Genomic DNA, 22058 nt, shown 5'->3' with positions numbered 1-22058 from the left:
CCTCCGCACCGCAGCCTCCCGCATCCCGGCCGACGCCACCGGCGCGACGGCGGGCACCGGCAGGACGGGGTGTTCGGTGACGGTCAGCCTGCGCAGGTCCACCCGGCGGAGCAGGCGCCGGGCCGGGAGCCCGGCCGGGGTGTCGGGGGCCCCGGTGGCCCACCGGCACAGGTCGTCGGCGAGCAGGGCCGCGAGCAGCGCGGCGGCGGGGGTGGTGAGCCGGGCCGGTGCGCCGGACGTACGGGGTCCGCTCCAGTAGGCGGCCAGCTCGTGGTGGGCCGGGGTGGCGGCGAGCCGGCGGGCCCGGACGTGGGCCGAGGTGACGTCTCCGGGAGCGGCGGCGAGGGGTTCGACGTACGCCTGCCAGCCCTCGCGGTGGCACCGCAGCCAGGCGACCCCGTGTTCGGGCAGCCGGTCGGCGGCCTCCCACAGCCCGTCGGGTACGAGGCCGTCGAGGCACCACACGACAGCGGCGGGGTCACCGGCGAGCAGTTCCCCGATCTCGACCGGTGCGGTGTCCGGAGCGGTCACGACCGGTGTCGTCCGTGGCTCGGCGCCGAGGGCCGCCAGGTGCGCGGCCAGCGGTCGGGTCAGTGCGGGGTCGCCGAGGAGCCGGATGTCGCGTCGGGCGGCGGGCCACCGCCGGAGCGGGGGTTCGTCCGCCAGGTAGCCGGCCTGCTCGAAGGCCCGCACGACACGGTGCAGTTCCTCGTCCGCGAGGGCGGCGTCGCCGGTTCCGGACAGCAGGGAGAGCACGGCGCTCACGTCCGCTTCTCGTGTCCTGACGCTGAGGAACTCTCCTTCGGTGGTGCGGACGGCGAGGCCTCGCCCGGGCACGGAGACGACTTCGACACCGGGTACGAGCCGGGTGCGGGACACGACGATCCTCCTGACGACAGGGATGGGGATGGGCGTGGGCCCGCCCGAAAGGCAACGGGCGGGCCCACGGTCGAGGGTGGTGAGGCCTCGATTACTCCTCGGTGTCCTCGAAGGGGTTCTCGACGAGGGCGTTGGAGTGGGTGGCCGAGGCGTGGGCCAGCTGACCCGGGTCGGCGATCGGGGCGAAGATCTGGTCGTTGTCCATGAACTCTCCTTGTTCGTAAGGGAGATGAGGCGTTCGGATGAGCGCCTCACGAACGACACTAATGGAATTGATTTTCATTTTCTAGATCTTCTGGATCAGGGAGAGGGTGATCTGGGTAACACACCGGCCAGCCGCCCTCGGGGTCCCGGCCCACCCGGCCGGCCACCTTCAGCACGTCCGCGAGGAACCCCGGCGTGACGACCTCCTTCGGCGCACCGTCGGCGACCACGCGCCCGTCGCGGAGCGCGACGATGCGCTCGGCGAACCGGGCGGCGTGAGCCAGGTCGTGCAGCACCATCACCACGGTGAGCCCGCGCTCCTCGCGCAGGCGGACCACCGTCCGCATCACGTCGAGCTGGTGATGCAGGTCCAGGTAGGTGGTCGGCTCGTCCAACAGAAGGACACCGGTGTCCTGGGCGAGCGCCATCGCGAGCCGCACCCGCTGGCGCTCACCGCCGGACAGCGCGTCCATGTCCCGGTCGGCCCACTCCTCCACACCGACATCGCGCAGCGCCCGGCGTACGACGGGATCGTCGCCCTCGCGCAGCATGCCCAGCGGGCCCCGAGCCGCGTACCGCCCCTGCCGCACCAGATGCCGGACCGTCATTCCCGGTACGGCCGGAGCGGACTGGTGCAGCAGCGCCACCCTGGCAGCCGTGGCGCGCCGGGAGAGTCCGGCGAGGTCGTCCCCGCCGAGCCGCACCCGCCCCCGGCCCGGCCGGAGCAGCCCGGCGACGAGCCGCAGCAGGGTCGACTTGCCGCAGCCGTTGAGACCGATGAGGGCGGTCAGTTCACCGGGCCGTACGCTCATGTCGACGCCCCGCAGCACGGGTCGTGCGGGGTAGCCGAAGTGGACCCCCTCGACGTGAATTCCCACGGACTGGGTCAGGGTCATGCTCTTCCTCCGTCGACTTCAGAACGTACGGCCCGGTGCCCGGCGCACGACGACCAGCAGCAGGACGGCGCCCAGGCAGGCGGTGAGCGCGCCGACCGGAAGGGTGAGCCGCCCGGCGTCCAGCGTCTCGGCGAGCAGGCGCGAGGACAGCTGCGCCGCGGCGTCCGCCCCGCACACCACGACCGCGCCCAGCAGGGCGGCGCCGGGAAGACCCGCCCGCAGGTCCGCGCCGAAGACGGCCAGGGCCAGATGCGGGACGAGCAGTCCCACGAAGCCCAGCGCTCCGACGGCGGCCACCGCACCGGCTGTCAGCGCCACCGCGCACATCAGGGCGAGGGTGCGGGCCCGCCCGGCGGACAGGCCTGCGGCCAGGGCGATATCGTCACCGCAGCGCAGCAGGGTCAGCGGGCCGGCAAGCAACCAGGCCGCGACCCCCCAGACCAGGGCCCACGGCCACAGCAGGTGCCAGTGCTCCCACACCCGGCCCTCCGTGGTGCCCACAAGCCACTGCACGACGCTGCCGAGTTCCCCCGGCTCGACGAGCAGCACCATGGCGGTGAGTCCGCCGAGCACCGCGGACACCAGGACGCCGTGCACGACGGTCTGGGCGGGGTCACCACCCGCGCGGCCGACGAACAGCCAGAGCAGCAGCGCCCCGGCACATCCGCCCGCGCACGCGGCGAGCACCACGGCCAGGGGCGAGTCCCATCCGGCGAGTCCCAGCGCCGTCGCGGTGACGGCCCCGAGGACCGCGCCCGGCGTCACCCCCGTCACCTCGGGCCCGGCGAGGGGGTTGCGCAGCGCGGACTGCAGAACGAGACCCGCCACGGCGAGGCACGCACCCGCACCGAGGGCCACCAGCGTCCTGGGCAGCCGCAGTTGGAGCAGGATGTGCCGTTCCGTCGCGTCGCCGCCACCGCCCAGCACGTCCCAGACCGCGCCCGGGGACATGCCGCGCCCGGCCACGAGTTCCACTCCTGCGCACACGACGGCCAGTGCCGCGAGCGCCGCGAAACGCCGGCTCACCGCGCGTCCTCCGTTCCGGTCTTCTCCACGGGGGGCTGACATACTCCGCCGGCAGGGGGCTCGTCCTGACGCCCGTTCTTCGGCGCCCCGCCGGACGACGACTCGGCGGACGACAACCCGCCGGACGACGACTCGACGAGCAACGCTCCGACGGGACCCGGCTCGGCGGACGTCGGCGCGCCGGACGCCGGCTCGGCGAATGGCGCCCTACCGGACGACGGCTCGACGAGCGACTTCCCGACAAGACCCGTCTCGACGGAAGTCGCGCCGCCGGACGCCGGCCCGACGCCCGCGTCGGAGCGCACGGTCCGCCGTCCGTTCAGCAGGGTGCGCACGACGGCCGCAACGCCCGGTCCGCTGCGCCCGACCGTCCGGTCACGGCGGCCCGACCGCATCAGGGCGACCCCGGCCGGTACGCCCAGCAAGGCCGTCCACGCGCCCGCCGGTGTCTCCACGGGCGCCAGTGCCAGCCGGGCGGGGACGTCGGCGACCGTCACGACGACGGCCCCCCACGCGGCGGACCACGGAAGCCAACGCACGGCCCCCGCAGCGGGGTTGAACCAGCGGGCCAGGTGCGGGGCGAGGAAACCCACCCACGCCACCGGCCCGCACACGGCCGTGACGGGCGCGATCAGCACGACCGCGATGGCGAGCGCAGCCAGCCGCGCCCGCTGGGCGCGCACGCCCAGCGCCTCCGCGTCCTCGTCGCCGAGCCGCATCACCGAGAGCACCGGCGCACACAGGACGAGGGCGGGGACCGCGACGAGCAGCCACGGCCAGAGGCCCGCGACGTCGTCCCAGGTCCGGGCGGAGAGGGAGCCCAGCAGATAACGGTAGATGAGCTGCAGATCGAGCTGGTCGGCCATGACCATCAGAACGAGCAGCGCGGCCTGCAGGGCGGCCGCGACCGCGGCGCCGGTCAGCAGCACGGCGGACGGGCTGCGCCCGAGACCGGCGGCGAGCAGGGTCAGGCCGCCGCCGAGGGCGGCCCCGCCGAGGGCGAGCAGGGGCTGGACGGCGGCGGGCACGGAGAGGGTCAGTACCAGCGGCGCGGCCACTCCCAGCGCCGCCCCGGACGAGACACCGAGCATCTCCGGCACGGCCAGGGGGTTGCGGAGCGCCTCCTGGAGCACGAGCCCCGCCGCACCCAGACAGGCTCCGGCGATCAGCGCCAACACAAGCCGTGGCACGCGGAGTTCGGTGACGACGATCCCGGCGAGCGTGGTGTCACCGTCCAGCACCGCGGCGGCGAGCCGGTGCGGCGGCACGTCGGGGGTGCCGAAGCACAGGGTGCAGAGCGACGCGGCGGTCAGCGCCGCGATCACCAGGAAGGGCTGCCACGCCCGTACCCCTGGCGAGGGCCGCCGGGCCGCGTCCGCCCTACGCTCCCCCGCGCGATCCGCCGCGTGGTCTGCCGCCTCACCCGCGGCCCTGTCCGCCGCTCCGTCCGCAGCCTTCGTCACCGACGAGGACGTCCTCACCGCAGCGCGGCCGTGGCCTCGTCGAGGACGATGCCCAGCGACCGCGTACCGCGCCCCTTGGCCCAGACCTCTGAGTTCACCTCGTGGACGTCGCCGTTCCTCACGGCCGGGATCTTGCTCCAGAGGGGGTTCTTCGCGAGCTTCTCCGACAGTTTGCCGTCCGCGCCGCCGAAGCTCATCGTCTCGACGAACAGCACGTCGACGTCCCGGGCGAGAATCTCTTCCAGGCTGTAACTGCCCTCCACACCACGGGACTTCCACGGATACCGGGCGATCTTGGGGAACAGGCCGGCGGTCACGTCGCCTTCCGGGGTGGCGACGCCGAAGTTCTCGTCACTGCCGTAGATGATGAGGGCGGTCCTGTCGCTCGGGGCCTTCTCCGCCGTGGCGAGCTTGGCCCGGAAGGCCCTCTCGGCCTTCTCCCCCTCGGCGGTACGGCCGGTGAGGGCGGCGGCGGCGCGCAGGTAGCCCACACTGTCCTGCCAGGTCTCGGGCTGCATGGCCCAGAACGTGGTGGCGCCCTTCAGCGCGGGGGCGAGCTTGCCGTGGGTGTCCCCCAGGCCGATCACGAGGTCCGGCTTGTGGGAGAGGATCGCCTCCACCTCCGGTGCGATGAACCCGCCGGGGATGACGTGGACCTTCTTGGCCTCCCCCTCCCCGAGGAATCGGGGGTGGGCGAGCAGCGAACCGTTGGTGGCCGTCGGGACGATGCCGAGTTCGGTCAGGATGTCGTCACAGAGCGCGAACAGGCAGACGATCCGCTCCGGCTGCTTCGCCAGGGAGATCCTGACACCGTTGACGTCGGTCAACTGGGTGGCGGCCTTGATGGGTTCGACGGTGATCTCGGTCTTCGCGCCCGGCGCGGCCTTGTCGCTCACGCGCTCGCCCGATGACGAGCCGCAGCCGGCCAGAACGGAACTCGCCACCGCAGCGGTGACCCATATACGGACAAATCTCGACGGTGCGCGCAGCATCGACGTCCTCAATTCTTCGCGGGAACCTGGAACTCACCGAACATACATGATAATCGTTTTCACTAAATACCTGGAGGGCACATGAACGCCACTGCTTCCGCGCTGCTCGTCTCCGATCACATGGACGGAGTCGTGTACGCCCTGGCCGTGCCGGACGGCACCGTCACCGGGCGCCTCACCGGCCGTCACCTCTCCGAGCACGCCGGGTTCCTGGCCCTCCCGGGAGGGCGGGTGGCCTGCGTCGACGACCGCCGGGGGGAGCTGCTCGTGCTGGACCCCTTCGGCGCCCGGCTCGTGGAGCACGCGGTCCCGGTCGCCGTGCCGGCCGAGCACCTGGCCTGCGATCCGACCGGTCGCCGTCTGGTCGTCACGACCGGCCTCGGCCGGAGCACCGAGCCGTGGTCGGACCTGCTGACGGTCGTCGACCTGGCCACCGGCGAGGCCGCGCGGGTACGCACCCGCGTCGGCGAACCGGGCGTGACGGTGCTGGACGGCGGCGATCCGCTCGTCGTGCTGCGGCACCGGGAACCCGGCGCGCTGGCCGTCCACCGGTTCGCGGATCTCCTAGCGGCCCCGCCGGGCTGTCCCGTGGTGACGCCCCACGCCCTTCTGCCGCTGCCGGACGACGGGCACGGTGACGCCCAGGACCCCGCGTCGGAGCGGGTGTTCGCCGCCACGAGCGCCGGAGTGCACGCGGCGCGAAGGAGGGGGGACACCCTCGTGGCCGAGTCGGTCATTCCATGGGAATCGCCTGCGCGTGGCTGGTACCTCCGCCTCGACACCCGTCGACGGGCGCTGTGGAGCACCCTGCGCGGTGGCCCCCCGGACCCCTTGCGGTGGCCGGACTGGACCAACCAGGCGTGGCGCCACGACCTGGAGACGGGCAGCACGCTGCACACCGAACTCGGCCCCGGCCTCGTCTTCCGGCTCGCTCTCGCCCGGAATCACACGGCCTTCACCCGCATCCACCCCGACGGCGACGAACTGGTGCTTCTGGGAGCCGACGACTCCCTTCGCCGTGTCCCCCTCCCCGCCATGGACGGCGCGCCGAGGCGCGGCGGCACGCCCTGGGAGGGCGTCCAGCGCCGTGCGGTGGCCGCCTCGCCGGGCTCCGACTGGGTGGCGGTCACCCGCGGCGGCCACGGCGAGGTGCATCTCATCGACGCCGCCACAGGCCACGAGACGACCCGGCTGCGGTGGGACACGCCGCTGGATCACGGCGGACACATGATGCTGCTCGGCCGGAACGACGGGGCGGAGGGGGACCCCGTGGGCCGCTGACGGTGCCGGGGAGAGGTCTGACCGCGCGGGGACCTCGGACGTACGCGCCAAGGGTGACAACCGCCCATCTCCCCCGGTCAGGCCCTTGCGCGCTGCCAGACTCCCGGAGGAGAACGCGTCGGTGGGGCGTGGGCGAGGTCGGGGGCGGCGAGGCGGTGTGGGTGGGACCGGGCGCGGTACGACGGGTCGTGCCGCTGCGGACGGGACGGGACACGGCGCTACGGGGCCGGACGGGACGGGGCCGAGCGTGACGGACCACGGCGTTCCGCGCGCACGCGCGGTGACGGAGGACCGGCCGGGCGGGCGACCGTACGTTGACGAGCCCGAGGGGCCGCGGCAGGACGACGGGGCGGGACCGGAACACCAGATCGAGGAGCCCGGCGAGCGGTGGCAGGGCCATGGACCGGTACGAGCGGTGCCGCGGCACGTGGCCTGTGTGATGGACGGCAACGGACGCTGGGCACAACGGCGTTCGCTTCCCCGGACGGCGGGCCACCGGGCTGCGGAGACCACCGTCATCGACGTCATCGAGGCGGCCCGGTCGGCCGGCGTCGAGTGGCTCAGCCTGTACGCCTTCTCCACCGAGAACTGGAAACGCCCCGGGGCCGAGGTCGACTACCTGATGCGTCTGGTCCGCCGGGTCGTGCGGAAGCACGCGCCACTGCTCCTCGCGCGGGGCATCCGCTGCCGCTTCCTCGGAGTCGCAGACCCCCGCATTCCCCGTGAACTGGCGGCCGACTTTGACGACTTGACGGCACTGACCGCCGACAACCGGGGAATGACGCTGACCGTCGCCTTCGACCACGGCGGTCGCCGGGACATCGTCGAGGCCGCCAGGTCGCTGATCCGCAGCGGCACGCCCGCCGACGACGTGACGGAGCGGCTCTTCGCGGACCACCTGCCGTTCCCCGACACCCCCGACGTGGACCTCGTCATCCGCACCTCGGGCGAGCAGCGCATCTCCAACTTCATGCTCTGGCAGGTCGCCTACGCCGAGTGGGTCTTCCCCGAGGCGCTCTGGCCGGACTTCCGGGCCCCCGACTTCCTCGCCTGCCTGCACGCCTACCGGCACCGCGACCGCCGCTTCGGCGGCGTGCCGCCACGGACGAACGGAGACCCGTCATGACGATCGAAACCCCCGGAAGCGCCGACGAGACACCCCTGTTCGGCCCGGAATCGCAGTTCCGCGCCCTCCTCGACGACCCGCGCTGGGCGCTGGCCATGATCCGCGCCACCGTGCTGGAGGCCGCTCACCCGCAGATCGGCGCCGCTCTCGTCGACAACTCCACCTTCGTCGCGCACCCCTGGCGCCGCCTCCGCAACACCTTCCTCAGCATGCGGCGCATGTTCGACCCCGACCCGGCGGTACGCGAACGGGAGGCCGCCCGGCTCAACCGGCTGCACGCCCGCATGAGCGGCTCCGACGCCCGCGGCCGCACCTACGACGCCCTGGACCGCCCGACCCGTGCCTGGGTGGTCGCCACCCTCTTCGAGAGCGCCGTCACCATGTGCCGGCTGAGCGGCCAGCCGCTCGACCAGGACACCATGGAGCGGATGTACGCCGAGTACCGGGCGTTCCTCGCCGCGCTCGACGGCGACGCGGGCGAACTCCCGGAAGACGTCGGAGACTTCTGGCGGTACTTCGACAGGGTCGTCGAGGACGAGCTGGAGAACACCGAGGCGGCCCGTGTCATCCTCTACCACCTCTTCGACCACCTGCCCGCTCCGGCGCTGCTCGACAGCGCCCCGACGCTGTGGGCGGCCGGCCGGGCCGTCGCCGGTCCGCTCCTCGGTGCGATCACCGTCGCCTCGCTCCCCGCGCCGTACCGTCGCCGGGCCGGCCTTCCGGAGATGCCCGGCGCCGCGGCCCTCATGCAGGGCGCCTACCTCGCCGCCGGGCTCGCCCGCTTCCTGCCGGCGGGCTGGATCAACGCGGAGAGCATCATCGACGTCCTCTCGCTCCGGCCCGGTGACGACGACCCCCGCGCCCGGACCGTGACCGCCCTGCGCGCCCGTATGAAGCGGGCGTCGGCGCTGCTCCGCCTCCTCGCTCCACTGGGCGGCGACGCCGACCCGGACCCGGCACCTCCGGCGGCAGGGGGCGAGGGCCGGCGTTCGGCCGAGGAGTTCTTCCGCCAGGTGCTGGACCAGACCGGCGACGGCCACCTCGACTGGCCCGACCTGGCGGCCATGGCCCGCGAACTCTCCACCCGCCTCGATCTCGACGAACCCGAGGAGACCCGGCTCTACGACGCTTTCGCCGCCTGGTGGCGCGAGCTCCAGGCCGCGCTCGACACGGACGGCGACGGCCGCGTCAGCACCGAGGAGTACGCCGCCGCCGTTCCCTCCCTCGCCGGACCCGCGCTCATCCGCGTCGCCGAGGTGCTGTTCGACGCCACCGACAAGGACGGCAGCGGGACCATCGACGCGGACGAGTACCGGACCCTCTTCCGCACCGCCTTCCACCGCGACCTCCCGGCCACCGGTGGCGCCTACGGCCGGAGCGCCTTCGTGGGCGACTTCCTCTCCTTCATGTCCGGCCGCCGCACGAGCACCCCGTACGACCCCCTCCTCGCCGACGCATAGGGTCGGCGACGACGCGGATCTTCATGGTCAGCCCGTCTCACGGGCGGCGGCCGATGACGTGGTCCACGCGTCGTCGGCCGGAGCCCGCCCTTGCGGGCTCCGGCCGCATGCCGGGCACGCTCAGCCGGGTCGTGGACGACGTACGTGCAGCACGCGACGCCGGTCCAGACGAGAATCGGCAGGAGCGAGCCGCGCACCTTCCGGAACCCGATCCGCCAGGGCGGGGCTACGCGCCCGTGGCTCGGCATCGCGCAACGGCCCCCCGCGAGGCCCTGGTCGCCGTCTGCTTCTGAGCCCGCGGTCGGGGTCCGCCGTCGGGGCCCCGTCGGCGTCCGGTCCGGCGGCCGAGATGCGCCCGAGGCACGAGCCCGCAGGATCTCCTTGACCGGACAAATCGTCTTTCATGGAGGTGATGGGACGATCCGGCCTGCTGGGCACGATGGCCCGCACAGCCGCGATCACCGGCACCGCGAACGCGGTCTCCCACCGCATGCAACGAGGCGCCTCCGAGCGCCAGGCACAGCAGGAGCTCGCCGCGCAGGCCCAGGAACAGGCGCTCGTCGACCAGGCCGCCGCCCGCGCGGCGGCCCAGACGGCCCCGCAGACGCCCGCCCCGGGCGCGCAGGCGCAGGCTCCTGCCGCCACCGACCGGGTCGCGCAGCTCACCGCGCTCGCCGACCTCAAGGCCCAGGGGCTGCTGACCGACGAGGAGTTCGCGGCCGAGAAGGCCCGCGTACTGAACTCCTGAGGGCCGACGAGCCGACCGACGCCTCCCCGGAGGCACCCCACCCGGCGCCGGGGTGACAGACGCCCGGGCCGCGAAGGACGGCGGGCCATGGCAGCTGTGGACGCGAACGCGGCACGGCGCATGACCGACGCGGCCTGCCGCCGCGGCCGGCCCCGACGGCCCTGCGCGCCGCCGACCGCCCGGCCGGTCTCACATCGGCGGCGCCGCGGCCTTCGCCGCCGCTGCCTCCTCGGACCGCGCCCCCGCGCCAAGGAACTCCACCACCGCCAGGGCGAGGAGCAGCGCCAGCGTCAGACCGACGACGACCCAGCCGGTGGGGTGGGACCAGAGCAGGTAGACGACGAGCGCCGCCGCGACCAGCGTCCAGACGATCCCGGTGCGGTACCGGCGTACGAACGGGCCCACCGGCCCCGTACGCAGGCCGGCGCGGTCTGCCGTGGTGCGGGCCGCTCCGATTCCCGACGTCCACAGGCCCCTGACGAGACCGGCGCGTCGGCCCCGCCCCGTGAGCCAGGCGGCGAGGGCGACGACGACGCCCAGGACGACGGCCATCCTGATCATGGTGTGGAGCAGATGGGTCATGGTGTCGTAGACCGCTCCGGCGGCTCCCTGGGAGACTCCGGCCGGCAGCGCGTCGAGGTAGACCGCCCGGAAGACCCGCAGTCCGATGCCGAGCAGCCCCGTCGTGACGGCCACCGCCAGGGCACCGGCGACCAGGGCCCTGCGTCGCCGTCGGGCGAGGAGGACGCCGCCGGCCACCAGCAGGACGGCGAGGACCGGCAGCCAGTTGCCGGCGATCTGCAGGAGCCGTACGTAGGTCTTGACCTTGCCGATGTCGTCGGACCGTACGAGCGTGAAGTCGGTGTGGATCTCCGGGATCCGTCCGGCGACCTGCATCCCCTCGTCCACCAGGCGTTTCTTCACCAGCTCGACGACGGGTGCGAGATCGAGGGTGACCGTGTCGTCCTCCAGTCGCACCGCGCCGCCTCCGCTGCCGGTGAGTGCCTTGTTCACGGAGGCGTGGATCGTGCGGTTGGCCTCCGTCCAGATGGTGGCGAAGGCGTCCGAACCGGCGACGGCCCGTGCCTTGTCGTGCACGAAGCTGCGGACCGCGCCTTCCAGGGAGTCACCGAGCCTGCCCAGCGCCTTCTCCAGGCGGGGCCGTTCCGCCGGGGTGGCGTCGGACAGCAGGGCCGGCAGGTCGAGCCGTCTCATGAGGACGTCGGTGACCCTGGTGGCGACGGCGTCCTGGATGTCGGGGTCCGAGGCCAGCGGGGCCACGGTCGCCACGTAACGGTCGGTGTCGCCCACCTCGTCCGCCGCCCAGGCGGAGACGATGCCGAGGGGTGCGAGGACACAGCCGAGGATGATCAGTACGGCGGCCAGGAGGGACTGCACGCGGTGCCGCGGCGGGCGTGTCCGTTCCGCTTCGAGCGTGGCCACCCGCTCACGGAGCTCGTGGAGCTCCGATCGCCCGTCGTCCCTCGCGGTCGATCCTGCGTCCGACACCGGCGCCTCCTCGTTCATGACGATCGCTTGACGGTCCCAGTCGACGTCCTTCTCATGGGGTGACGATGGCGAAGTCCGGGTCCGGGGTGCCGAGGTAGCCCAGCAGCTCCGTCACCTTCCCCAGATCGCCTTCCGTCTCCGCCCTCCCCTGCCGCACCAGGTCGGAGGCTTCCATCTGGCCGAACAGCAGACCGCGCAGGTCGGCTTCACCGAGCGTCACCTCGACGTCGGGCGGGGCTGCCGCCGGGCCGTTTCCCCTGACGTGGGTGAGCACGCCGTTGCGCAGGCGGAGCGTGACGGCGTCCGCGTCCTTGAGGTTCCAGCGCACGGTGATGTCGGCGTCCCAGCAGCGCGGCCCGTCGACGCGGATGGCGAGGGTGTCGAAGACCTGGTCGAGCGTCAGCGCGCTCAGGAAGTCGGTGGAGGAGGTGACCGTGGGCGTTCCGACGGAGCCCTGCCGCAGCTCCAGCGCTCCCATGAGGTAGAAGTTCCGCCAGGTCCCGTTCTCGCTGCCGTATCCGAGCTGCTCCAGGGCGTCGGCCTGCAGGGCGAGGGCCTCGGTGTTGTCCGGGTCGGCGAACACCACGTGGTTGACGACCTGGACCACCCAGCGGAAGTCGCCGTCGGCGAAGGACTGCCGGGCCCGGCGCAGCACGTCCTCGGCGCCGCCCATGAAGTCGACGTACCGCTTGGCCGCCTCCACGGGCGGGTGCTCCCACAGGTGCGCGGGGTTGCCGTCGAACCAGCCCAGGTAGCGCTGGTAGACCGCCTTGGTGTTGTGGCTCACCGAGCCGTAGTAGCCGTGCGTGTGCCAGGCCTTCTCCAGAGCCGGTGGCATCTGGATCGTCTCGGCGATCTCCAGCGGGGTGAGGCCCTGGTTGAGCATGCGCAGGGTCTGGTCGTGCAGGTACGCGTAGACGTCACGCTGCTCGGAGAGGAACTCCAGGGCTCGTTCGCGCCCCCGGACGGGCCAGTGGTGGGAGGCGAAGGCCACGTCCGTGCCCTCGCCGAACAGGTCGATGGCCTCGGTGAGGTAGCGGGCCCACTCCCTCGGGTCGCGGACCTCCGCTCCCCGCAGGGTGAGCAGGTTGTGGAGATTGTGGGTCGCGTTCTCCGCCATGCAGAGCGCGGCGTGGTCGGGGAAGTGGATGTTCAGTTCGGCGGGGGCCTCGGTGCCGGGCGTCATCTGGAAGACCATGCGGATGCCGTCGACGGTCTCCGTCTGCCCGGTGCGCGTGATGTCCAGGGTCGGCGGAATGAGGCCGACCGAGCCCGTCGAGGTGGTCTGGCCTAGCCCCGCGCCGATCTGCCCGCGCTCTCCCTTGGGCAGTGCGGCTCCGTACATGTAGGCGGCTCGGCGTGCCATGGCCGTACCGGCGTACACGTTCTCGCTCACCGCGTGCTCCAGGAAGCCGCGCGGCGCGATGACCGGCACCCCGGCCGCGACCTCCTCGTCGCTCAGCACGCCCCGTACGCCGCCGAAGTGGTCGGCGTGGCTGTGGGTGTAGAGGACGCCGGTGACCGGCCTGTCCCCTCGGTGGGCGCGGTAGAGGGCGAGGGCCGCGGCGGCCGTCTCGGCCGAGATCAGCGGGTCGATCACCAGGGCGCCCCGGTCACCCTCGACGACCGTCATGTTGGACAGGTCGAAGCCGCGCACCTGGTAGATGCCCTCGACCACTTCGAACAGGCCGTGTTCGGCGGCGAGGCGGCTCTGTCGCCACAGGCTCGGGTTGGCCGTCTCCGGGCAGTCCTGCGCGAGGAAGCCGTACGCGTCGAGGTCCCAGACCGTCCGCCCCTCGGCGTTCCGGATCACCGGCTCGTCGGCGGTGCCCATGAAGCCGTGGCGGGCGTCGTCGAAGTCGCGCGTGTCGTCGAAGGGGAACCGCCGGAGCATCGCCGCGTTGGCTTGGACGATGCTCCGCTCGGCGGGCCGGGACTCGGAGTTCTGCGGCATGTCTCGCTCCCTCTCACACGCTTCCCCGCGCCCGCTGGTGAGCCGACGCGTCATCGTCACCCTTCACCGCAGGGGGCCCGGGTACGACCGGGCGTACTCCGTCCGGGGGATGCGGGGGCCCTGTCCGAGGAAGGCCGGTGGGCGTACGTGATGCTCCGCGGCCGGCTCTCGGCGCCGCGGCACGGCTCGCCGTGGCCGGTGATCGGTTGCACGATGGACGTCCCGGAGAGTACGAGCCGCCTCGTCATGTCAGGAGGCTGATGAACGTCCGCGCCTCCCCCCGGTCCACGACCCGCGGCCCCGCTCCCCGGCGGTCGCGATGACGCCGCCCTCCCGCGCGCGTGCACCGAGGCGGAACAGGGGGTCCCACCGGGCCCGGAACACCCGCAGCCGTACGCTCGCGGTTCTCCTCGTGGTCGCCGGCGGCCTCCTCGGGTGGTCGGTACCCAGGCTCGAGCGCCATCTGCCCGCAACGGGGCTGAGCTTCGACGCCTCCACCGCGCAGGCCACACTCGCCGCCATCGCCGGCGGCATGATCAGGCTCGCCGGCTTCATCGTCACGGCCATCACCCTCATCGTCCAGACAGTCCAGGCGATGTCCCCCCGGCTGGTCGCGGCACTCGGTCATTTCAGCCGCTACCTCGTGCTCTTCGGCCTGCTCATCGGCACCGCCCTCTACGCGCTCGTGGCCCTGAGCCACATCCAGGACGACGACGTGCCCCGGGTGAGCGTGACCCTCGCCGTGGGCCTCGTCCTGGTCGATTCCTTGATCGTCCTGTACCTGCTCGCCTCGCTGCGGCACGCCGTCACGGGCGGCGGTCTCGCCCGTGCGGTCGGCGACCGGCTCCGGACGGTCATCGACCAGACGTATCCGCCGGGGGCGGACCGGTCACCGCCGCTCGACGTCGATCCCTCGCCGGAGGTGGCGCGGGTGGCCGTCGTCCACCGGGGCCGGCCGGCCGTCATCGTCGCGCTCGACGAACCGGGCCTCGTGCGGCTCGCCGTCCGCCACGACGTGCGGATCCGCTTCGTGAGCGCGGTCGGCCACTTCGTGGGCGCGCCCGGCACGATCGCCTTCGTGGAGCCGGGGCGCTCGGTCGGCAGCGTGGGCACCCGGCTGTCGGACCGGGTCGCGGCCTGCGTCCGCTACGGCCCGAGCCGCACGGTGGAGCAGGACACCACGTACGGCATCCGGCTCCTGGCCGACATCGCCGTGCGGGCGCTCTCGCCGGCCGTCAACGATCCGACCACGGCCGTGCAGGCGCTGGACCAGATCGAGGACGCCCTCCTGCGGCTGGCCACCCGCTCGCTGGGTGACGCGTGGCTGCTCGACGGCACCGGCACCCCGCGCGTGTCCTATCCGGCTCCGCACTGGCGGGACTTCGTCTCGCTCGCCCTCGACGAGACGCTGCTGTACGGAGCGGGGAACCCGCAGGTCGCCCGCCGCACGCGAGCGCTGCTCGTGCGCGTGGCGGCCGCCGTGCCGGAAGACAGGCGCCTGCCGGTCGACGAGCGCCTGGACGCGCTGAACCGCCTGGGGGCCGCGGCGGCGCCCGATCCGCTCCTCCGAGACGTCGCGGCCGCCGCCGACCCGCAGGGTCTCGGCGGGCCACCGGGCGGGGACGTTCCCACGAACTGACCGAAGCACCTCGTCGGCGCATGTCTGCGCGGCGACCCAATCCATCGAGAGCACACCGGATACCTGCGTTTGCACGTATAGCGCGCATGCAATTATTGTGGAGGCACATAAAGAGATCGCTCAAGCAACGACGGAAAGGAGCGGGCATGCCGCTCGCACTCCTCGCTCTCGCGGTCGGTGCCTTCGGCATCGGCACGACCGAGTTCGTGATCATGGGGCTGCTGCCCGATGTCGCCGCCGATTACGGTGTCTCCATCCCCACCGCGGGCCTGCTGGTCACGGGGTACGCTCTCGGCGTCGTCGTCGGCGCGCCACTGCTGACCGTCCTCGGTGGCAAGGTGAGCCGCAAGCGGATGCTCATGCTCCTGATGGGGCTGTTCGTGCTCGGGAACGTGCTCAGCGCACTCGCCCCCAGCTTCGGGACGATGCTGACCGGCCGCGTGATCGCCTCGCTCGCGCACGGCTCCTTCTTCGGCATCGGGTCCGTCGTCGCCGCCGGGCTCGTCGCCCCGGACAAGAAGGCCGGCGCCATCGCCACCATGTTCACCGGCCTGACCGTCGCCAACATCGTCGGCGTACCGCTCGGCACCTTCGTCGGGCAGGCCGTCGGCTGGCGCACCACCTTCGCGATCGTCGCCGCGCTCGGTGTCGTGGGGCTGCTCGGCATAGCGAAGCTCGTCCCGGCCATGCCCCGCTCTGAGGGAGGCCGACTGCGCGGCGAGCTGAAGGCGTTCCGCAACCCGCAGGTGCTGCTCGCCATGGCCATGACCGTGCTCGGATTCGGCGGCGTCTTCGCCGCGATCACCTACATCGCCCCGATGATGACCGAGGTCACCGGTTACTCCGACGGTGCGGTCACCTGGCTGCTCGTCCTCTTCGGCGTCGGCATGTTCCTCGGCAACCTCATCGGCGGCCGGTACGCCGACCGTGCGCTGATGCCCCTGCTGTACGCCGCGCTCTCCGGGCTCGCGGTCGTCCTCGCACTGCTCACCGTGGCCGCCCACGACAAGATCCTCGCCGCCGTCGCCGTCCTCCTCGTCGGAGCGCTCGGCTTCGCCACCGTGCCCCCGCTGCAGAAGCGCGTCCTCGACCAGGCGCACGGCGCGCCGACGCTGGCCTCCGCGGTCAACATCGGCGCCTTCAACCTCGGCAACGCGCTCGCCGCCTGGCTCGGCGGCCTGGTCATCGCCGCCGGCTTCGGCTACACCGCCCCGAACTGGGTCGGCGCCGCCCTCGCGGCCGCCGCCCTCGGCCTCGCCCTCTGGTCCGCCGCCCTGGAACGCCGGACCCCAGTGGCCGAAGCCGTCGACGCCGACACCGACGTCCGTACCCCCGTACACCGCTGACCCGCACCCGACCCCGCCCGACGAGCAGACCCGTCATCGAGAAGAAAGCAGTTCGGCCCATGTCCCAGCTCCCCACCCTCACCCTCAACGACGGCGCCCGGATCCCGCGGCTCGGCTTCGGTGTCTTCCAGGTGTCCGACGAGGAGACCAGCGACGCCGTCGGTCACGCGCTCAAGGCCGGCTACCGTTCCGTAGACACCGCCGCTGTCTACGGAAACGAGTCCGGGGTCGGCCGGGCGCTCGCCGCTTCGGACGTCCCCCGCGACGAACTCTTCGTCACCACCAAGCTGTGGAACGCCGACCAGGGCTACGACTCCACCCTCCGGGCCTTCGACGACAGCCTCGCCAAGCTGGGCCTCGGCCACGTCGACCTGTACCTCGTCCACTGGCCCGCCCCGGCGCGTGACCTGTACGTCGACACCTGGCGCGCCCTGGAGAAGCTGGTCGCCGACGGGCGAATCCGTACCGCCGGTGTCTCCAACTTCCAGCCTGCCCACCTGCGGCGGCTGCTCGACAGCAGCGACCTGGTCCCGGCCGTCAACCAGATCGAGCTGCATCCGGCACTCCAGCAGCGGGAACTCCGCGCCCTGCACGCCGACCTCGGCATCGCCACCGAGGCGTGGAGCCCGCTCGCGCAGGGAGCCGTCCTCGCCGACCCCGTCGTCGTGGAGATCGCCGCCCGGCACGGGAAGTCCCCCGCACAGGTGGTGCTGCGCTGGCACCTCCAGCTCGGGAACATCGTGATCCCGAAGTCCGTCACCCCGGCGCGCATCCGCGAGAACATCGACGTCTTCGACTTCACCCTCGGCGGCGAGGAGATGGACGCGTTCGACGGACTCGACCGCGGGCTGCGCACCGGACCGGACCCCGACATCCTCGACTGAGGCGGGAAGTCGGGGCCGTCCGTCATACCCGTACGCGCCGCAGGGCGCCGTCCGCGCGGAGGTCCGCGAGAGCGGGATAGCCGTCGACGGCCATGATCAGGTCGGCCTCGGCGAGAAGCGCGCGCAGGACGTGCACGACGCCGTCCGTACCGCCCAGGGCGAGCCCGTACGCGTACGGGCGGCCGACGCCCACCGCCGTGGCTCCGAGGGCGAGGGCCTTGACGACGTCGGCGCCGGTGCGCACGCCGGAGTCGAAGAGGACGGGGAGCCCCTCGGCGGCGGCGACCACCTCCGGCAGGGCGTCCAGGGCGGGCAGTCCGCCGTTCGCCTGGCGGCCGCCGTGGTTGGAGCAGTACACGCCGTCCACGCCGCCGTCCCTGGCGCGGCGGACGTCCTCCGGGTGGCAGAGGCCCTTCAGGACGATCGGCAGGTCGGTGAGGGAGCGCAGCCAGGCCAGGTCGTCCCAGACCAGCGGCTTCCCGAAGACCCCCGCCCACTCCAGGACGGCGGCGCGCGGGTCCTCCTCCGGGGGCTTGGCGAGGCGGGCCCTGAAGACGGGGTCGGAGGTGTAGTTGGCGAGGGCGTGGCCGCGCAGCTGGGGGAAGTTGCTGGTGGCGAGGTCGCGCGGGCGCCAGCCGGTGATCCAGGTGTCGAGCGTGACGACGATGCCCCGGAATCCGGCCGCCTCGGCCCGGTGCACGAGGCTTTCGGCGAGGGCATGGTCGGTCGGCGTGTAGAGCTGGAAGAACCCCGGGGTGGTGCCGCAGGCGGCGGCGACCTCTTCCATGGGGTCCTCGGAGAGCGTGGAGGCGATCATCGGCACGCCGGTGCGCGCGGCGGCGCGGGCGGTCGCCAGGTCGCCGTGGCCGTCCTGGGCACACAGCCCGATGACCCCGACGGGGGCCATGAACAGGGGGGACGGCAGTTTCAGGCCGAACAGGTCGACGGACGGGTCACGGTGGGCGGCGTCGACCATCATGCGGGGCACCAGCCCCCAGTGCCGGAAGGCGGCCACGTTCGCCTCCTGGGTGTACTCGTCGCCCGCGCCGCCCGCCACGTACGACCACAGCGAGGGCGGGAGTGCCGCCCGGGCCTTCGCCTCCAGTTCGGCGAAGGTCATCGGGAGCGTGGGGAGGACCCCGAAGAGCCCGTCGAGGTAGATCTCGTGCTGGTAGTCGCCGTAGTGCTGGGGCATGGGGAGACTCGTCCCTTCCGATGGCTCGGCCGCCTCGGCGCGCGTTCCTCGCCCGCCGAGGTGGCCCCATCGTGCCCGCCACGCGCGCGTGTGACCATGGCGCGGTCCGTCCGGTCCCGATGCGCGGGACACGCCTCACGAACGCGTCGCGGTCCTGCACCCGCCGTCGGGGGCGCCGCTCCCCCGGACGATCTCCGTACTGCGGTCGTACGGGTCGACGGTCTCGCCGTCGGTGGGGCCGGTGCCCGTCCCGTCCCTGCCGAACTCCGGCGTGAGGTATCCGGTGTCGTTGTCGCAGCCGCCGTTGGTCATGTCGACCTTGTACGAGACGAGGGAGAACGTCCCCGGCTCGGTGACGATCTTCGCGGGGTCGTCCCAGGTCAGCACCACCTCACGCCGCACGACGGTGCGGACGACCTCGTCGCCGCCGTTGCCCTCCGCCGGTGCGACCGGGTAGACGTACGTGACGTCGGTGGTGACCTGGAGTGCGCCGCGCTCGCCCTCCCGGTAGGTGATCCGGCCTCGGGTCTTGACCACGTCGCCGACCAAGCGCGCGTGTGACGCGTCGAAGCGGCTGAACAGCAGCAGCGGGTCGTTCTCCGCGCTCGGCGTGCGGAACGCGGCGGCCAGATAGTCCTTGACGTCGCGCTGGTGCGGGTTGATCAGGGCGATGGCCCGCGTGGGGAGCTCGCCGCCGAGGACGGCCGGGTCCAGGTTGGACGCGGCGAGGAAGTCCCGGGTCTGCCGCAGCGCCCGTTCCACCTGCGTCGCGCTCATCCAGCCGGTCGCACGGGCGGCCGGGAGGGTGATCCCGGCCGTTCCGTCCGCCCAGCGAGCCGCGGGTGACCCCCTGAACGGCTCGTCGAGCGTGGGGCGTCGGGCCGGTTCCGGCGGTGGCGCCTGTGTCGGGCGCTCCGCCTCCTGGGCGAGCGGTGCCCCCGCCCGCCCCTCCGCGTCGGACGAGCCGATCATCTGCCACGGGTCCAGCGCCACGACGAGGAGGGCGACCGCCGCCAGCAGCCCGACCACGTACCAGCCCTTCCCGCGCCGGGGCGGGGGCGGTGTGTACGTACGCCGGCCCTCGGCCGGGCGGGGCTCGTCGCGCAGCCGGTCGGCGACGAGCCGGGCTCGCGCCGAGGGCTCCTTGGGCGCGTTCCCCACGCCTGCAACCGAGTCGCGCAGGAACTGGTCCCACACGTCGTCCGGCACCGACGAACCGTCCCGCTCCCCACCCGCGTTCACACCGCTCCCCTCGTGTCACCCATGTCTCCGGCCCCTCCCCAGGGCCTCCGCATGATCGCACAGCGGCCCCCGCCCGGCCGGTCCGGGTCAACCCGCGGTGGGAGTCCAGCCGTCGAGCCAGTGCGCGGTGTCCTGGGCAGCGGCCTGAGCCGGCGTCAGGTGAGGGCGGTCGGCGTGGGCCGGGCCCGAACCGGGGCCGGTGTTGCGGTACTCGGCGAAGCGGTCCGCCTTCCAGGAGAAGCCGCCCATGTCCGTCCATGGCGTGGTCCTGACGGCGGCGCTGAGGACGCTGTCGCGGACCGTCGTCTGCGGATCCAGGGTCGCGTCACCGCCGGCGTGCCAGGGACGTCCGAGATGGAAACTGCCCGCAGTGACGTCCCCGTTGACGGTGGAACGCGTGATGAGGAAGCCCTTGCGGCCGGCGACGGTGCTCGGGGCCGTCACGTATCCGGCGGAGGTGCCGTCCCAGCGCTTCTTCAGGGTGAGGACGGACCTGTCGATCACCGCCGTGGCCCGGCCGAAGACGAAGTCGACGTTCCCGAACACGTAGGAGCCCGTCATGTACACCCGGCCGATCCGGTCCTTGGCGGCGGTGTCGAGGAGGAGGGTGTCCTGGTCTCCGCTGACGATGACGCCGTCGAGCACGACCCGGTCGGCGGCGGTGCGGAGGGCGACGGCCTGGTGTCCGTTCAGGTTCCGGTTGGCGGCCTCGTCGAAGTCGTTGGAGACGGTGAGGTTGCGCGCCCGGAAGTCGTCGGCCTCGACGGCGACGGTGGCGCTGCCGCCCGTGCCGTACGTCCCCGAGCCGTCCGGCCTGGTCATGCCGGAGGCGTGGCCCTCGACGATGACGGTGTCCTTGCGGCTGGCGCCGGTGCCTTCGATCGTGACGTGGGGCTTGTTCGACGGCACCTTGACCGTCTCGCGGTAGACGCCGGGCGCGACCCGGATCACCACGGGGGAGGTGTTGCCCGCCGGTACGGCGTCGACGGCCTTCTGCACGCTGGTGAACCGGCCGCTGCCGTCCTTGGCCACGGTCAGCGTGGTGGCGGCGGGTGCGGCCGTCGCCGTGGCGGTGCCGAGGGAGGGGCGCGGGCCCGCTCCGGACTTGACGAGGGCCGGCACCGCGGCGGTCGGGTCGAGGGTGTACGGGTAGTACGTCTTCGGGTCGAAGGCCGTTCCGCCGCTCTCGTTGCGGCCGGTGGTCCCGGAGAAGAGGTTGCCGCGCTGGACGAGGGCGGCGGTGGCGTCCTTGATCACCGGGTTGTTCACACCCTGGAAGTAGCTGTTCTCCAGGACCATCCGCGTCCTGCCGCGCGCGTAGTTCCCGTAGGAAGACGTGACGCCCGTGCCCGCGTCGTCCTGGAGCAGGTTGTTGTAGAGGTGGGCGTGGGCGACGTTGTCGGTGGAGGGGTTGCGCTGTTCGGTCTCGCGGAACCAGTTGTGGTGGATGGTGAGGTCGGCGGTGACGTTCTCCGTCCAGCCGATGCCGAAGGTCTTGTTGTTGTTGGCGAGCCTGTTCCAGGACACCGTGACGTACGTGGTGTCCTTGCGGCTGTCGATGAGGCCGTCCGCCATGTGCCGCAGGTCGTTGTGGTCGATCCACACGTGGTGCGCGCCGTCCATCTGGACGGCGTCGAAGTCGTGTTCCTTGTCGTTCCAGACGCCCTGGTACGCGTCCCGGATCGTCAGGTTCCGGATGATCACGTTGTGGACGCCCTGGCCGAGGAAGAAGCCGCCTCCGACGATGTGACCCGAGGTGCCCGAGCCGATGATCGTCTTGTCGGAGGCGACCTTGATCTCCTTGCCCGTGGGGTTCACGGTGATCGTCCCGGCCACGACGATGACGTACGGCTCCGGTGCGGTCGCGTACTTCTCCAGGTCGGCGAGGCTGCGGACGGTGACCGTCCTGCCGTCGCGCCCGCCGTACGTGCCCTTCTGGCCGAGCGCGTCGACCGAGGCGAAGCCGTCGGCGACGGCGCGCGCCCACGCGGGGGCGTCCGCCGCTCCCGCCTCGGGCCGGGCGTCCGTGCCGAACATGCCGAAGGCCGTGCCGTACGCCAGGACTCCTGCCGCGGCGAGCGCCGTCGGCACACCGATGACCAGCGCCTTTCCGCGCCTGCGGTGTCGCGCCCTGCTTCGGGTCTCCGTCATGTCGTGGGTCCTTCCGTCCGTGGGGGTACCCGCCCCGGAAAGGGGCGGGCGGACGGTAGTCGC

16 protein-coding genes and 2 pseudogenes are annotated in these 22058 nt (G+C 72.8%); 7 read left to right on the top strand and 11 right to left on the bottom strand.

What is annotated here, in order from left to right; genetic code table 11:
• Positions 1 to 12: 12 nt before the first annotated feature.
• The 6 genes and pseudogenes from ACFWV2_RS26400 to ACFWV2_RS26375 all read right to left on the bottom strand — a co-directional run.
• A pseudogene (locus tag ACFWV2_RS26400) lies at positions 13 to 879 on the bottom strand (hypothetical protein); the annotation flags it as partial.
• Positions 880 to 970: 91 nt separating this feature from the next.
• Complete coding sequence (gene amiA / locus ACFWV2_RS26395; RefSeq protein ID WP_359674646.1) at positions 971 to 1084, bottom strand: streptamidine family RiPP; 114 nt, start codon at positions 1082 to 1084, stop codon at positions 971 to 973.
• 58 nt (positions 1085 to 1142) lie between these two features.
• Positions 1143 to 1979: an ABC transporter ATP-binding protein gene (locus tag ACFWV2_RS26390; RefSeq protein WP_384408410.1), complete on the bottom strand. Its 837-nt coding sequence runs from the start codon at positions 1977 to 1979 to the stop codon at positions 1143 to 1145.
• Between the two features lie 18 nt (positions 1980 to 1997).
• Positions 1998 to 3047 carry a FecCD family ABC transporter permease gene (locus ACFWV2_RS26385; protein WP_384408408.1) on the bottom strand — a complete coding sequence of 350 codons (1050 nt, stop codon included), beginning with the start codon at positions 3045 to 3047 and terminating at the stop codon, positions 1998 to 2000.
• A gap of 335 nt (positions 3048 to 3382) precedes the next feature.
• Positions 3383 to 4318: pseudogene (locus tag ACFWV2_RS26380) on the bottom strand (FecCD family ABC transporter permease); the annotation flags it as partial.
• Positions 4319 to 4482: 164 nt separating this feature from the next.
• Positions 4483 to 5460 carry an ABC transporter substrate-binding protein gene (locus ACFWV2_RS26375; protein ID WP_384408406.1) on the bottom strand — a complete coding sequence of 326 codons (978 nt, stop codon included), beginning with the start codon at positions 5458 to 5460 and terminating at the stop codon, positions 4483 to 4485.
• A gap of 81 nt (positions 5461 to 5541) precedes the next feature.
• On the opposite strand from ACFWV2_RS26375, the gene ACFWV2_RS26370 reads away from it, so the two are divergent.
• The 4 genes from ACFWV2_RS26370 (at position 5542) to ACFWV2_RS26355 (ending at position 10075) form a co-directional block, all read left to right on the top strand.
• Positions 5542 to 6741, top strand: coding sequence for a hypothetical protein (locus ACFWV2_RS26370; protein ID WP_384408404.1), 1200 nt, complete (start codon positions 5542 to 5544; stop codon positions 6739 to 6741).
• A 439-nt stretch (positions 6742 to 7180) separates the two neighbouring features.
• Positions 7181 to 7867, top strand: coding sequence for a polyprenyl diphosphate synthase (uppS, locus tag ACFWV2_RS26365; protein WP_384408509.1), 687 nt, complete (start codon positions 7181 to 7183; stop codon positions 7865 to 7867).
• Positions 7864 to 9327: an oxygenase MpaB family protein gene (locus ACFWV2_RS26360; protein ID WP_384408402.1), complete on the top strand. Its 1464-nt coding sequence runs from the start codon at positions 7864 to 7866 to the stop codon at positions 9325 to 9327. The genes uppS and ACFWV2_RS26360 overlap by 4 nt, the downstream gene beginning before the upstream one ends.
• Positions 9328 to 9739: 412 nt before the next feature.
• Positions 9740 to 10075 carry an SHOCT domain-containing protein gene (locus tag ACFWV2_RS26355; RefSeq protein ID WP_384408400.1) on the top strand — a complete coding sequence of 112 codons (336 nt, stop codon included), beginning with the start codon at positions 9740 to 9742 and terminating at the stop codon, positions 10073 to 10075.
• Positions 10076 to 10264: 189 nt separating this feature from the next.
• On the opposite strand, the gene ACFWV2_RS26350 is transcribed toward ACFWV2_RS26355, so the two are convergent.
• Both ACFWV2_RS26350 and ACFWV2_RS26345 read right to left on the bottom strand, forming a co-directional pair.
• On the bottom strand, positions 10265 to 11584 hold the full coding sequence (locus ACFWV2_RS26350; RefSeq protein WP_384408398.1) for a hypothetical protein: 1320 nt from the start codon (positions 11582 to 11584) through the stop codon (positions 10265 to 10267).
• Positions 11585 to 11636: 52 nt separating this feature from the next.
• On the bottom strand, positions 11637 to 13538 hold the full coding sequence (locus ACFWV2_RS26345) for an alkyl/aryl-sulfatase (protein ID WP_384408396.1): 1902 nt from the start codon (positions 13536 to 13538) through the stop codon (positions 11637 to 11639).
• Between the two features lie 319 nt (positions 13539 to 13857).
• Between ACFWV2_RS26345 and ACFWV2_RS26340 the strand changes: the two genes are divergently transcribed.
• The 3 genes from ACFWV2_RS26340 to ACFWV2_RS26330 all read left to right on the top strand — a co-directional run bounded on the left by ACFWV2_RS26340 (position 13858) and on the right by ACFWV2_RS26330 (position 17407).
• Positions 13858 to 15177, top strand: coding sequence for a DUF2254 family protein (locus tag ACFWV2_RS26340; protein WP_384408394.1), 1320 nt, complete (start codon positions 13858 to 13860; stop codon positions 15175 to 15177).
• A gap of 146 nt (positions 15178 to 15323) precedes the next feature.
• A complete protein-coding gene (locus ACFWV2_RS26335) occupies positions 15324 to 16523 on the top strand; it encodes an MFS transporter (protein ID WP_384408392.1) in 1200 nt (399 codons plus the stop codon).
• Between the two features lie 59 nt (positions 16524 to 16582).
• Positions 16583 to 17407, top strand: a complete 825-nt coding sequence (locus ACFWV2_RS26330; RefSeq protein WP_384408390.1) for an aldo/keto reductase — start codon at positions 16583 to 16585, stop codon at positions 17405 to 17407.
• 22 nt (positions 17408 to 17429) lie between these two features.
• On the opposite strand, the gene ACFWV2_RS26325 is transcribed toward ACFWV2_RS26330, so the two are convergent.
• The 3 genes from ACFWV2_RS26325 to ACFWV2_RS26315 all read right to left on the bottom strand — a co-directional run bounded on the left by ACFWV2_RS26325 (position 17430) and on the right by ACFWV2_RS26315 (position 21995).
• Positions 17430 to 18602: an alpha-hydroxy-acid oxidizing protein gene (locus ACFWV2_RS26325; protein WP_384408388.1), complete on the bottom strand. Its 1173-nt coding sequence runs from the start codon at positions 18600 to 18602 to the stop codon at positions 17430 to 17432.
• Between the two features lie 135 nt (positions 18603 to 18737).
• The gene (locus tag ACFWV2_RS26320) at positions 18738 to 19844 is read right to left on the bottom strand and encodes a hypothetical protein (protein ID WP_384408386.1); all 1107 of its coding nucleotides are present in this window, start codon (positions 19842 to 19844) and stop codon (positions 18738 to 18740) included.
• Between the two features lie 87 nt (positions 19845 to 19931).
• Positions 19932 to 21995 carry a pectinesterase family protein gene (locus ACFWV2_RS26315; RefSeq protein WP_384408384.1) on the bottom strand — a complete coding sequence of 688 codons (2064 nt, stop codon included), beginning with the start codon at positions 21993 to 21995 and terminating at the stop codon, positions 19932 to 19934.
• Positions 21996 to 22058: the final 63 nt, after the last annotated feature.

This window comes from Streptomyces sp. NPDC058671 (assembly GCF_042716475.1).
Taxonomy (GTDB): domain Bacteria; phylum Actinomycetota; class Actinomycetes; order Streptomycetales; family Streptomycetaceae; genus Streptomyces.
This window is presented reverse-complemented; position numbering and strand designations above follow the sequence as displayed.

What these genes read in the sequence shown, in the direction of transcription:
- amiA (WP_359674646.1), bottom strand. Translation starts at nt 1,084, where the DNA reads ATGGACAACGACCAGATCTTCGCCCCGATCGCCGACCCGGGTCAGCTG.
- ACFWV2_RS26390 (WP_384408410.1), bottom strand. Translation starts at nt 1,979, where the DNA reads ATGACCCTGACCCAGTCCGTGGGAATTCACGTCGAGGGGGTCCACTTC.
- ACFWV2_RS26385 (WP_384408408.1), bottom strand. Translation starts at nt 3,047, where the DNA reads ATGTCAGCCCCCCGTGGAGAAGACCGGAACGGAGGACGCGCGGTGAGC.
- ACFWV2_RS26375 (WP_384408406.1), bottom strand. Translation starts at nt 5,460, where the DNA reads ATGCTGCGCGCACCGTCGAGATTTGTCCGTATATGGGTCACCGCTGCG.
- ACFWV2_RS26370 (WP_384408404.1), top strand. Translation starts at nt 5,542, where the DNA reads ATGAACGCCACTGCTTCCGCGCTGCTCGTCTCCGATCACATGGACGGA.
- uppS (WP_384408509.1), top strand. Translation starts at nt 7,181, where the DNA reads ATGGACGGCAACGGACGCTGGGCACAACGGCGTTCGCTTCCCCGGACG.
- ACFWV2_RS26360 (WP_384408402.1), top strand. Translation starts at nt 7,864, where the DNA reads ATGACGATCGAAACCCCCGGAAGCGCCGACGAGACACCCCTGTTCGGC.
- ACFWV2_RS26355 (WP_384408400.1), top strand. Translation starts at nt 9,740, where the DNA reads ATGGGACGATCCGGCCTGCTGGGCACGATGGCCCGCACAGCCGCGATC.
- ACFWV2_RS26345 (WP_384408396.1), bottom strand. Translation starts at nt 13,538, where the DNA reads ATGCCGCAGAACTCCGAGTCCCGGCCCGCCGAGCGGAGCATCGTCCAA.
- ACFWV2_RS26340 (WP_384408394.1), top strand. Translation starts at nt 13,858, where the DNA reads ATGACGCCGCCCTCCCGCGCGCGTGCACCGAGGCGGAACAGGGGGTCC.
- ACFWV2_RS26335 (WP_384408392.1), top strand. Translation starts at nt 15,324, where the DNA reads ATGCCGCTCGCACTCCTCGCTCTCGCGGTCGGTGCCTTCGGCATCGGC.
- ACFWV2_RS26330 (WP_384408390.1), top strand. Translation starts at nt 16,583, where the DNA reads ATGTCCCAGCTCCCCACCCTCACCCTCAACGACGGCGCCCGGATCCCG.
- ACFWV2_RS26325 (WP_384408388.1), bottom strand. Translation starts at nt 18,602, where the DNA reads ATGCCCCAGCACTACGGCGACTACCAGCACGAGATCTACCTCGACGGG.
- ACFWV2_RS26315 (WP_384408384.1), bottom strand. Translation starts at nt 21,995, where the DNA reads ATGACGGAGACCCGAAGCAGGGCGCGACACCGCAGGCGCGGAAAGGCG.